General features: G+C 57.6%; 10 protein-coding genes and 3 tRNA genes. 2 read left to right on the top strand and 11 right to left on the bottom strand.

Translation table 11 applies throughout. The annotated features are described in order from the left end of the window. Window positions 1-120: 120 nt before the first annotated feature. A tRNA-Leu gene (locus C0039_RS08345) sits at window positions 121-207 on the bottom strand. Window positions 208-337: 130 nt separating this feature from the next. Between C0039_RS08345 and C0039_RS08340 the strand changes: the two genes are divergently transcribed. Together C0039_RS08340 and C0039_RS08335 are read left to right on the top strand one after the other, a co-directional pair. Next, window positions 338-3,520: an AsmA family protein gene (locus C0039_RS08340; protein WP_101517815.1), complete on the top strand. Its 3,183-nt coding sequence runs from the start codon at window positions 338-340 to the stop codon at window positions 3,518-3,520. A gap of 60 nt (window positions 3,521-3,580) precedes the next feature. Then, window positions 3,581-4,933: a sodium-dependent transporter gene (locus C0039_RS08335; protein ID WP_076001050.1), complete on the top strand. Its 1,353-nt coding sequence runs from the start codon at window positions 3,581-3,583 to the stop codon at window positions 4,931-4,933. Between the two features lie 2 nt (window positions 4,934-4,935). Here C0039_RS08335 and C0039_RS08330 read toward each other — a convergent pair whose 3' ends face one another. The 10 genes from C0039_RS08330 to kdsB all read right to left on the bottom strand — a co-directional run bounded on the left by C0039_RS08330 (window position 4,936) and on the right by kdsB (window position 11,282). Then, entirely contained in the window at window positions 4,936-5,394 is a 459-nt protein-coding gene (locus C0039_RS08330) for an LEA/WHy family protein (protein WP_076001049.1), read from the bottom strand. Then, window positions 5,391-5,552 carry a hypothetical protein gene (locus C0039_RS21050; protein WP_165787069.1) on the bottom strand — a complete coding sequence of 54 codons (162 nt, stop codon included), beginning with the start codon at window positions 5,550-5,552 and terminating at the stop codon, window positions 5,391-5,393. The genes C0039_RS08330 and C0039_RS21050 overlap by 4 nt, the downstream gene beginning before the upstream one ends. A 111-nt stretch (window positions 5,553-5,663) precedes the next feature. Next, complete coding sequence (locus C0039_RS08325) at window positions 5,664-6,116, bottom strand: pyridoxamine 5'-phosphate oxidase family protein (RefSeq protein ID WP_076001048.1); 453 nt, start codon at window positions 6,114-6,116, stop codon at window positions 5,664-5,666. A gap of 154 nt (window positions 6,117-6,270) precedes the next feature. Then, window positions 6,271-6,344: transfer RNA gene (locus C0039_RS08320), tRNA-Cys, on the bottom strand. Between the two features lie 81 nt (window positions 6,345-6,425). After that, a tRNA-Gly gene (locus C0039_RS08315) sits at window positions 6,426-6,501 on the bottom strand. Between the two features lie 106 nt (window positions 6,502-6,607). Next, window positions 6,608-7,174: a CDP-diacylglycerol--glycerol-3-phosphate 3-phosphatidyltransferase gene (gene pgsA, locus C0039_RS08310; protein ID WP_076002378.1), complete on the bottom strand. Its 567-nt coding sequence runs from the start codon at window positions 7,172-7,174 to the stop codon at window positions 6,608-6,610. 26 nt (window positions 7,175-7,200) lie between these two features. Then, entirely contained in the window at window positions 7,201-9,024 is a 1,824-nt protein-coding gene (gene uvrC, locus C0039_RS08305) for an excinuclease ABC subunit UvrC (protein ID WP_076001047.1), read from the bottom strand. Further along, entirely contained in the window at window positions 9,021-10,049 is a 1,029-nt protein-coding gene (murB, locus tag C0039_RS08300) for a UDP-N-acetylmuramate dehydrogenase (RefSeq protein WP_243391579.1), read from the bottom strand. Before murB ends, uvrC begins: the two co-directional genes overlap by 4 nt. Further along, window positions 10,030-10,524, bottom strand: a complete 495-nt coding sequence (locus C0039_RS08295; protein WP_076001045.1) for a low molecular weight protein-tyrosine-phosphatase — start codon at window positions 10,522-10,524, stop codon at window positions 10,030-10,032. Before C0039_RS08295 ends, murB begins: the two co-directional genes overlap by 20 nt. After that, window positions 10,521-11,282 carry a 3-deoxy-manno-octulosonate cytidylyltransferase gene (kdsB, locus tag C0039_RS08290; RefSeq protein WP_076001044.1) on the bottom strand — a complete coding sequence of 254 codons (762 nt, stop codon included), beginning with the start codon at window positions 11,280-11,282 and terminating at the stop codon, window positions 10,521-10,523. Before kdsB ends, C0039_RS08295 begins: the two co-directional genes overlap by 4 nt. Window positions 11,283-11,296 lie beyond the last annotated feature (14 nt).

Genomic DNA, 11,296 nt, shown 5'->3' with positions numbered 1-11,296 from the left:
GTATCATTAACCGGGTTTAGTGAATGTCGGTGCATCCCCCCTTAATGGGGAAGAGCCCGCAGGAGGTACGCCACCGGTCTATTGATATGGCCGCTGTCACCAGGTTAGCTTGCTGGTTACTGGTGCCCGGAGCGGGACTTGAACCCGCACAATCTTGCGATCGGGAGATTTTAAGTCTCCTGTGTCTACCAATTCCACCATCCGGGCGTACAAAAGCGAGCGTAGGCAGCGCTTTTCAGCGGGCGAGATCATAGCATAAGCTGCCCCCCACGGGTAAAGCCGACGCCAACCCGGGCATGATAAACTTTCCTGAAGAATTCCGGCAGGCGCCTGTTGTATGCGCAAACTCCTTATCGTCCTTCTGCTGATCGCGTCCATCCTGGCTTTGCCTCTATTCGCAATGCGCTCAGAGCGGGCACTGCTTTTCCTCGCGCACTGGGCGGTGGACAGTTTCACCGATTTTCGGCTGGTACTGCGTAAACCGAAGCTGAGGCCATTACAGGGTTTTGCCTCCGCAGCCGAGATTCACCTCTACCCGCAGGCGGACGATGCCCCACCTCTGCTCAGCGTTCTCGATTTTTCCAGCGAGCTCAACCCTGCGGACTTGTACGCTGCCAATCTGAGGCAAAGCAGTTTGTATGCCGGGCAGGTCGTTATCTATACATCAGACCGGGGTAGCTCAGCAGAGCCGGCACCCATGGAGTGGCTGCAGTATCTTTCCTGGCTGCCAAAGACGCTGGACATCGGTCAACTACACGTTGTTCGCGCGACCCGGAATGTGGCGATTATCCGACTAAAAGAACTGGTTGGACATCGTCAGCCCGGCAGCGCGTTTCTGCTGACTGCCAGTGCGCAGTATGAGGGTGAACCACTGGCAATACAGGTCGAACTATCGGCAGGGCGCGATGAAAGGATGTTCAGTAGCCTGGCCATGCACGCCACGGCCACGGCTCAGGACAGCAATAGCCGGGTGGTGCTCAACGGTGAGCTACGCGGTACCAGCGAAGACTTCGACTATGACCTGGACCTCGATGCCGACTACACAGAAATTGGCCTTTTCCTGAAAGGCATGAACGCCAGACGGGACCTTGAGGGAACGCTAAAAGTCACCGCCCAGATGCGCGGTGACACCCGTGGGTTCACTCTCTCGAATGCTGAGTTCGTACTCGACAACATGCCTGACTATGGAATTGAGGCAGCCGGCAATTTGCAGTACCTGGGACACGGCAAGAGTATCCTGAATCTTGTTGCTGCAGGCGAGATCGATACCACCAATCCGCTGCTGACCAGGCTACCGCTGGACTTGCGTCCGCTGGGAAGAGCGCAGGGAAGCGCCAGGATCACCGGCTCGCTGGCGCAGCCGGTGGTGGAGAAGTTCCTGTTGGTCAGCGAGAACGCTGACGGTTTGGTCGTCAAATTAATGGGACGACTTGAACAAGATGCACAGCACAATCGCGTTGAGGTGGATCTCCATGGCCCACAATTGTCCGCGCTATCCCACTGGACCGGCCCGCTGCCACATGAAGCAGGCCCCTTTCAGGCGAGCGGAGTACTGAGCGGGCAAATGGGTGCCGTTGCGCTTGGGGACCTTATCATTGAGGCAGGTTCCAGAAAGCAGGTTCTGCTGCGAATAGAAGGCAGCGCGCAGTCAACGGGGCTTACAGAGGAACTGGGTCTGGCCGCGATAAAGCAGGCAAAACTGGATCTTTCAATCGACTCGCCCGATTCGACTTTTCTGTCACCCTATCTGGATATTGAAGTGCCCGGTGGCTTCGAGGTTTCCGGTAAGCTACAACTCCAGGGGAGCGGCGACAGCCTGGCCGTCAGTGGCGGAAAATTACAAGCCATATCCAGCGACATCACCGTGACCGCAACCCCTAAAGCCGGCCTACTGGAGCCATCAAAAAGCCCGTTGGTCAGTGACGTGAAATCTGACGTATTCATAGAGATCAGTGACACCAGCGCCCTGTCCCAGTTCGTCACATTCCCGGTCCCGGTTCTGGGGGCTGTTGAAGGCCACGGCACACTTTCTCAATACGAGCAGCGCATCGCTCTGGAGGATATTCAGCTTGAGCTGAAAAGAGCTGATAGCCAGCTAAGCATGACAGGCACCATAGCAGACATCACAACCTTGCAAGGCACGCAGTTACACAGTCGCTTTTCCGGCATAGAAGTGCACAGCCTGCTGATGACAATGCTTAACGATTTTAACTATGCTGGCCAGCTCGGCACCCTTGAGGGCGGTTTCCAGCTGCAGCAGGATAGTGATGGCTGGGCACTGGACTCACTCACGCTGGGCACAGCTGACCAGGATGGCCCCCTTCTGCTCGAAAGCCGTGGGCGAATCGGCAATCTAATGGCTGTGCCTGCGCTCAACCTGACGACCACCTTCAGTCTAAGGGACCCGGATCTGCTGGAAGCACTGGGCGGACTGCGTATGAACCCGGTGAACGGCGAAGTGGCGCTGCGTTCAAGTGAAGGCAGCACCGATTTCAGCAGTCGAGGCAGAGTGGGCGATACGGAACTGACTCTCGATGGCCAGCTGCAACATACACGCGACGCGATCGAAAAATTGACCGCACGCCTGGCCAGCCCAATGGTGCATCTGGACGACCTGGGGTTACAGGCGAAACAGTCCTCGTCTGCACAATACAACCCGTCAGAAAAAATCCAACTCAAGCCGATGCAGCGCCTGGAAGTCGCGCTGCAACGCGCACCGCGCTACAAGACCGACATCGAGATTGATTTGACCGGAATCAGCGGTGAGAACACCAGGATCAAGAGTTTCGACGTGCATTACACTGGCGAGCAACAGCGCTACACCCTGCGCCGTTTTACCGTTGCCTACGATGAGTCCATAACCGAAGTCCGCGGTATTATAGACCTGAACAGCAAACCACCCTTTGTAAGCCTCGCCGGAGAGATCAGCGCTTTGCCACTAAGCACCCTGACCCGGGACCTGGGCATAGACTTCGATGTATCGGGTACAGCTTACCTTCGCGGTGGCATCAGCTCCCAGGGTGCATCCGCAGAAGCATTGCTTGATGATCTGGACGGCAACGTCGCCCTGGCCCTGGAGAACGCAGAAATCGAAGGGGCTGCTTACGATGTGCTGGCCACCGACCTCCTCGCCTGGTTTTACTCAGGTGCGGCGCTGGAAAAATCAACACACGTGGACTGCACCATGGCCAGTTTCGTGTTGAATGATGGCATCGCCACCAGCGACAGCCTGTATATAGAAACATCAAAAATGGTCGCCACGGGTGATGCTATGTTGAACCTGGGCAAACAGAAAATGGACATCAGGTTCACCCCTCGCTCCAAATCCCGTTCACTGCAGGTGCCTTCATCAATTCGCCTTAAAGGCTCCTTCAGCGATCCCAGCGTAACCTTGTCTCCCGTTGCTGCCGCCTTCGACGCCTATGCGGAGGTACTGACACTGGTCCCGAGAATCGCGGGCAAGATTTTTGGAGTCAAGAAACGATCGAAAGCGTCTCAACCTTGTAAAACAGCCCAGTAACTATCATCACAGTTGGCGCATGATACAATCGCCGGCAATAAAAACAGGACAAGGCAACACATGGCATCTCCTCGGGGTGAATTTACTTCACGCTTCGGTTTCGTAATGGCCGCAGCAGGCTCAGCGGTTGGACTAGGCAACATCTGGGGCTTTCCAACCCAGGCTGCCAGCAATGGTGGGGCGGCATTCCTGCTGGTTTATCTCGCCCTGGCGTTTTCGCTCGCCTATCCCGCACTAATGGCCGAGTTGATTCTGGGGCGTCATGCCCATGCCAATGCGGTAAACGCCCTACGCCTGATCTCGCCTGCGGGTTTGCTGCGCAGACTGGGCGTAACCACCGGTGTCGTTGGCCTGATTGTGGCCAGCCTTATTCTCAGTTTCTACGCCATTGTTGCCGGCTGGATGATCGCTTTCTGCCTCGCGGCACTGGCCAGCCTGGTCGGGATGGAGAGTCTCGCCCAGTGGCTGACTTCATTCGGGTTCGCTCGCAACGTAAGCTTTATGCTGCTGTTTATGGTCCTGACTATAAGCATTATATCCGAGGGCGTGCGTGCAGGAATCGAGCGTTGGTCGGAGCGCCTGATGCCAGCCATGCTGATTACGCTGGTGGCGCTGGTGGGGTATGTACTGACACTGGATGGCGCCAGCGATGGTCTGAAGGTCTATCTGCTGCCGGACTTCGAGCGGGCGTTATCACCCAAGCTGATTATCGCTGCACTGGGCGCCGCATTCTTTTCCCTGTCGCTGGGTGTGGGCACCATGCTGATTTATGGTTCATATATCTCAGACCGGGAAAACCTTCCCCTACTGGGCGGCATGGTGACACTGGTGGATATTTCTATCGCGGTGCTGGCTGGCTTCCTGGTACTGCCAGCCATGTACGTTGCGCATCATAACGGTGTACAGATATTCACCGAGACAGGCACTCTCATCTCGGAAGATACACTTATTTTTACTGTACTTCCCGAACTGTTCAGCACCATGGGCATAGCCGGTGTTGTGGTCAGCTTTACCTTCTTCTTCCTGATGAGCATCGCGGCGCTCACTTCCTCCATATCAATGCTTGAAGTACCGGTGGCCTACACCATCGAGGAACATGGTGTGAGCAGGAAAAAGGCAGTCTGGGTTATTGGTGGCATTATCGCTGCGACCAGCACCGTAATCCTGCTCAACTTCGCAGAATTGTTTGGGCTGGTCATTGCCTTTACCACGCGCTACAGCCAACCACTGCTGGGCTTTATGTTTTGCATCTACGCCGGCTGGATATTCAATCGCAATACACTGCTGCAGGAGTTGCGCAAAGGCAACCCTGATGTGGAACAGGGGCTATTCTGGAAAATATGGCCCTGGTACGTAAGGCTGGTGTGTCCGCTGATTATCCTGGCTATATTTGCACAGACACTACTGGGCTAGGCTTACTTGAGGTTGATCGTGCCGGTCTCTTCGACACGCTGTGTCGGCACAAACCCTTTAAAATCAATCTTACCCATGAACCGGTACTCAAGGGTATCGGTGGGCTGCATCCCCAGGCCGGTCAGCAACCGCAACAGTTGAAATAGCTGTAATCCCGCCTCAAGGGTAACAACCTCTTCTGAATAAGCCTCAAGCACGGGCACCTCATTGGTGACGCCACTGATCAATTCCTGACCCTGTAGCTCAACACTGTAACTGATGCCCGCAATGTCAAAAGCCTGCTTGTTGGGATTGGCTATGCGCAGTTTAATCTCAAAGCGTGGCGCCCCCCCTTCAGAGGGCAGTGCGTTGAAGCTCTCCAGGGAAACTTTGGGAGGGTCGATTTCAGGCTGCAGTGACGCACAGGCGCTGAGCAGGAGGAGCGCAAAGAGAAAGACGGGCAGACGCATCAACGTACTCATTTTGAACTCCCCTGGGAGATAAAGAACAGTCCATAGCCAAGGCTACCTGCAGCGAATACCGCCGCCACCCAGTCTCCCGTCTGCTGAAACATCCAGGCGCTGAACGCAAACATGACCGCGGCCAGGGCCGCACCGATCGTTTTGCCCGCTGGCGCCATGAAAAACTCCTCTTGCAAACAGTCGTCATGACGACCGGGAAACACCTGACGAAGTCTAGCGCGATTACAGCGCAAACTGTAGTCGTCATGGTCGATGGAGCAGCGCTGATTTCAGGCTATGCTCTGCATTCGCTGGCGATAGTCCCAGCTGAAGAAGCGAACCACTTCGATACGAATCAACACTTCCTCGTCACTGCGGGACAACAGCCACTGCGCAAGTGGTTCATTTGTCTGCCCCAGGTAGTTGTCAATCAACTGGCGCAGCGTCTCGGCGCCACCCTCCTCCGAGACTTCGGCTACGCCCTGGCCTCGCACACCATGGTAAGGCGGATCATTGGTCGCCACCTCAAACCCTACACGGTCGCAATCACGCAGCATGCGCACCAGCGAGGAGTCCTTGTGCGAAGCGCAGTAGAAGGCGCCCTCAGCATAGCGAAACCAAACCGACACCACACGCGGAAAGCCGTCTCCGCCAATACACCCAAGGCGGATGGGAATACGGCTACTGCTCAGGAACTGGTCGATCTCGCGGCGTGGCCAGGGGCCGCTGCTAGTGATAGTCATGATGACAGGTCTACATCCCGTGGTTGCAAAGCCAGTGGCGAATGGTGACGCATTCGGCAGGCGTTGACCAGCGCCGGGCAGTAACCAGGTCACGTAAAGTACTAATACCGATGAAACCGCGCAAGAGATGCGGTTTATTGGAAAAACTGGGAAATGGAGGCTCGGGTCGGAATCGAACCGGCGTTGACGGATTTGCAATCCGCTGCATAACCACTCTGCCACCGAGCCTTAGTGAAGAGCAAAATCAGCCGCTTTTTAATGGCTACTTCAGACTTCGTTTCCTTCAATGCAGGGCATGGAAGGAGGGATTGGAGCGGGAAACCGGGTTCGAACCGGCGACCTCAACCTTGGCAAGGTTGCGCTCTACCAACTGAGCTATTCCCGCTTCAAGTCGCGTCCTGCAGGGCAGTCCGCGTTCGAGAGGCGCCTATTTTATGCACCCGGCGCGCGCTGTCAACTGCAATTTGAAAATATTCTCGCAAGCAACTGAATTAAAAAGAATTATCACGTTCTTTTATGATTCCCCATGCGGCTTTCAGGTAGATAAACATGGACCAGAGCGTCAGCACGGCAGCCACGTATAGCACCACATAGCTGAGCGCCAGCAGCCAGCCCTCATTGGTGTTTGGATCAATCGCCAGTAAAGCAGTGATCGCCACCATCTGAAAGGCGGTCTTTACCTTACCCACATAGGAAACCGCTACTGACGTGCGCTCCCCGAGTTCCGCCATCCATTCACGCAGGGCTGACACCACGATTTCCCGGCCAATAATCACGCAGGCGGCCAGGGTAAAGAGCTGGGTGTCATGCCGCTCCACCAGCAGCACCAGGGCAACCGAGACCATGAGTTTGTCGGCAACCGGATCCAGAAAGGCGCCAAAAGCCGTGGTCTGGCCCAGCCGGCGAGCCAGGTAACCGTCGAACCAGTCGGTGACGGCGGCCCCGGCAAAAATCGCCGCGGCGACTAGCAGGTGATTGTGGAACGGCACGTAGAAGACCACCACGAGTACCGGAATAAGACCTATACGCAGTATAGTCAGCGCGTTGGGAATGTTGATCTGCAAAGCCCCTGTTACCTCTAACCTTACTCACCTGCACTGTGGAGGTGATCGTAAATCTGAGCCGCCATTGTGGCACTAATCCCCGAAATTTTCTTCAACTCTTCGACACTGGCATTGGCCACACCCCGGGCGCTGCCAAAGTGGCGTAACAGTTCCCGCCGGCGCCTGGCACCAACGCCGGGAATATCCTCCAGCGCTGATCGCTTGCGGGCCTTGTCTCGCCTTGCCCGGTGCCCGCTGATAGCGAAACGGTGGGCCTCGTCACGAATCTGCTGGATAAGGTGCAACGCGGGGCTGTCTCCAGGCAGCTGCCGCTCCCTGCCCGTTGCGCCGTCGACAAGCGTTTCAAAGCCCGCCTTACGCGTCACGCCCTTGGCGACGCCAATCACCACGACATCACTGATCTGTTGCGCCGCCAGCACTTCCATGGCCTGGGTAACCTGCCCCTTGCCACCATCAATGAATAGAACATCTGGTTGCGCGCCCTCACCCGAGCTGATGCGCTTGTAGCGGCGTTCCAGGGCCTGCTGCATGGCCGCATAGTCATCGCCACCCGTCACCCCCTCGATATTGAACTTGCGGTAATCGGACTTGCGCGGGCCGTTCTGGTCGAAGACCACGCAGGAGGCCACCGTCGCCTCACCGGAACTGTGGCTGATGTCGAAGCACTCCATACGCTCGGGCATTTCCGCCAGCGAGAGCAGCTCCTGCAGCGCCTGCAACCTCGCCAGTGTGGTCTGCTTGCCCGCCAGGTGTGATTGTAAATTGGTTTCGGCAGTTTGCACTGCCAGGCGCAACCAGCGGGCACGTGCATCACGCACCCGACTGCGCACCTTCACGCGCCGCCCAGCCTCGTTCTGCAACACCTCGCACAGCACCTCAATACCCCCAGGTTCCTCGTTCACAATAATCTCGCCGGGAATAGCGCGGGTGCTGTTGAGATAATACTGGGGCATGAACGCGGCCAGCACGTCCCCGGGCGACTCATCGAGCTTCAGCGGCGGATAGTAGGTTTTACTGCCCAGCACCCTGGCGCCCCGCACGAAAAGCACCTGCACACAGGCGCGACCTCCTTCAACGGCGGCGGCAAGAATATCCAGGTCCCCGGTGACCCCCTCAATGCCCTGGCTGGCCTGCACGTGCTGTAGCTGGCTGAGTTGGTCGCGAAACACCGCCGCTGTTTCATACTCCAGCTCGGCGGCTGCCTTTTCCATGTCGTCAGCCAGACGCACCATCAACTCCTGGGACTTGCCGCGCAGGAACAAACCCGTATCGTCCACCTGCCGCGCGTACTCCTGCTCGCTGACCAGATCTACGCAGGGCGCGGTGCATCGATCGATCTGGTGCTGCAGGCAGGGACGCGTCCGGTTGCGAAAGTAACTGTTCTCACACTGGCGGACCTTGAACACTTTCTGCAAAAAATGCAGCGATTCGCGCACCGCACCGGCACTGGGGTAAGGGCCGTAATATCGCCCTTTGGCCTTCTGCGCTCCACGGTGCATCGATATGCGCGGAAACTTGTCGGCCGATACATGGATATAGGGGAAAGATTTGTCATCCTTCAACAGGATATTGTAGGGCGGCTGGTTGCGCTTGATGAGGTTGTGTTCCAGCAACAACGCGTCCACTTCTGTGGTGGTTACGGTCACCTGGATATCACGTATTCGCCCCACCAGCGCCATGGTTTTGTCAGTGAGCCCACTGGCACGGAAATAACTGCCGACACGGTTTTTAAGGTTCTTCGCCTTGCCCACATAGAGCAGTTTGCCCGACTCGTCGTACATCTGGTAAACACCGGGGCGGGTGGTGAGCGTCTTGATAAACGCCTTGTGGTCGAAAGCGCTCACGCTTGCAAACCGTAAACCCGGGGTTCCATCTCCAGCGTCACCTCGAACTGACGGGACACAGACTCCCTGATCGAAGCGGCCAGCGCCAGCAGTTCCTTACCGGAGTCGCTGCCGTGATTGACCAGTACCAGGGCATGGCCTGGGTGCACCCCTACGCCACCGACGCGTCGCCCCTTCCAGCCGGCCTGCTCAATCAGCCAGGCCGCCGGAATTTTCACCCTGCCGCCAGCCTGCGCGAAACACGGCAGGCCTGGCCAGCGTGTACGCATTGCCTGGGCCCGCTCCGCACTGATCACCGGGTTCTTGAAGAAGCTGCCGGCGTTGGGCTCTTTATCCGGGTCGGGCAGACGCCGTTTGCGCAGGTCGACAACCGCGGCAAACACATCCTCCGGTTGCGGATTAGCAACGCGCCGGCGCGCCAGCTCGTCCCGCAAGGCAGGGTAATCGAGATCACTCTGGGGCCGACGTGAGAGCTGTATATCCACCGCAGTAATAATGACCCTGTCTCGAAGTTCACCCTTGAAAACGCTGTCACGATAGGCGAATGCACATTCAGCCGCGGTTAGCATCAAATGCTCGCCAGTGCGCATTTCGAGGCCCTGCACCGCGACCACGAAGCGTTCAAACTCAACACCGTAAGCGCCGATATTCTGAATCGGCGCGGCGCCGACAGTACCCGGTATCAGGGCCAGGTTTTCCAGTCCGTAGAATCCGGCTTCCAGCGTTCGCATTACCAGGCGGTGCCAGTCATGTCCGGCAGAGATTCTCAGGGTGACCCGGTCGTTTTCCTCGGCCACTACTTTCAGGTCCTCATTGCACTGTCGCACCACCAACGCATCCAGGTCACCCGCGAGCACGACATTGCTCCCCTCCCCCAGGGGTAATACCGGCAACCCCTGGGACCGCGACCAGTCCATGGCCTGCGCCAGTTCCTGGTCGTTGCTCACCCTCACCAGCGCTGCGGCACTTGCCTGCAGAGACAGCGTGTTAAAGGGTTTAAGCGATTCAGCCCTTCGAATCTGCACCGCATATCTCCCGCAGCAAACCCTCGCTGGCGGCCTCGACCATGTCCAGCACCCGGGTGAAGCCTTCATCACCGCCGTAGTATGGGTCAGGAACCTCGTCGACCAACGACTGCGGGTCGAAGGCCAGAAACAACCCAAGGTGACCGCGGTGCTCGCCGTCACAAAGACCACGCAGGTCAGCGAGGTTTTGCTTGTCCATGGCCAGGATATAGTCAAAGTCACGGAAATCACGCTGCTGAACCTGGCGGGCGCGCAGGTGACTGAGGTCATAGCCTCGCCGGGCCGCCTCCTCGCTGGCGCGTCGGTCGGGTGCATGGCCGATGTGCCAGTCACCGGTGCCGCAGGAGTCGACCTGTATCTGCTCCTGCAAGCCCCGCTCTCGCACCAGGGACTCAAATACGCCATGTGCCGTGGGCGAACGACAAATATTGCCCAGGCAGACAAACAACACACGCACTGGCGCGGCATTACTCATGGCAGTTTCTCCAGCCTGGCGCGCACCAATTCCAGGTCCTCAGCCGTGTCTACGCCCGCCGGCACGGGTACGCTGGCCGGCGCGACGTGAATGCGCTCTCCGTTATACAGGGCTCGCAGTTGCTCCAGCTGCTCACACACCTCCAGATGGGCAGGCGGCCAGGTGACATAACGGCGCAGAAAACCCACCCGATACGCGTAGATACCAATATGGCGGAACCACTGTCCTTCAGGCATTACGGTTTTATCAGCACTGAACGCTTCCCGCGGCCAGGGGATGGAGGCACGACTGAAATACAGTGCCATACCCCGACAGTCAGTCACCACTTTGACCGCGTTGGGATTGGTCAACTCCGCCAGTTCCGTCACCGGCTCGCTGAGGGTGGCAATGGAGGCCGCCGTATTCATCTCGAGATTGGTCGCTACCTGCTCGATCAGGGCCGGCGGTATCAGCGGCTCATCGCCCTGCACATTGACCACGATACGCTCATCGTCCCACCCGCACTGCGAGGCCACTTCCTGCAGGCGATCGGTTCCGGAGGGGTGCGTCGGCTCAGTCATGCAGACGTCGGCGCCAAACTCACGGGCTACAGCCTCAATGCGGGCGTCGTCGGTAGCCACAATCACTTGCGCTGCGCCACTGGCGCGGGCCTGCTCCCAGACACGCTGGACCATCGGTTTACCGGCAATGTCCAGCAGGGGTTTACCGGGCAAGCGAGTGGACCCGTAGCGGGCGGGTATTACTACTGCAAAAGACATCTGATTACCTTGTC

Source organism: Pseudohalioglobus lutimaris (genome assembly GCF_002866825.1).
GTDB lineage: Bacteria > Pseudomonadota > Gammaproteobacteria > Pseudomonadales > Halieaceae > Halioglobus > Halioglobus lutimaris.
This window is presented reverse-complemented; position numbering and strand designations above follow the sequence as displayed.

What these genes read in the sequence shown, in the direction of transcription:
- C0039_RS08340 (WP_101517815.1), top strand. Translation starts at nt 338, where the DNA reads ATGCGCAAACTCCTTATCGTCCTTCTGCTGATCGCGTCCATCCTGGCT.
- C0039_RS08335 (WP_076001050.1), top strand. Translation starts at nt 3,581, where the DNA reads ATGGCATCTCCTCGGGGTGAATTTACTTCACGCTTCGGTTTCGTAATG.
- C0039_RS08330 (WP_076001049.1), bottom strand. Translation starts at nt 5,394, where the DNA reads ATGAGTACGTTGATGCGTCTGCCCGTCTTTCTCTTTGCGCTCCTCCTG.
- C0039_RS21050 (WP_165787069.1), bottom strand. Translation starts at nt 5,552, where the DNA reads ATGGCGCCAGCGGGCAAAACGATCGGTGCGGCCCTGGCCGCGGTCATG.
- C0039_RS08325 (WP_076001048.1), bottom strand. Translation starts at nt 6,116, where the DNA reads ATGACTATCACTAGCAGCGGCCCCTGGCCACGCCGCGAGATCGACCAG.
- C0039_RS08295 (WP_076001045.1), bottom strand. Translation starts at nt 10,524, where the DNA reads ATGAGTAATGCCGCGCCAGTGCGTGTGTTGTTTGTCTGCCTGGGCAAT.
- kdsB (WP_076001044.1), bottom strand. Translation starts at nt 11,282, where the DNA reads ATGTCTTTTGCAGTAGTAATACCCGCCCGCTACGGGTCCACTCGCTTG.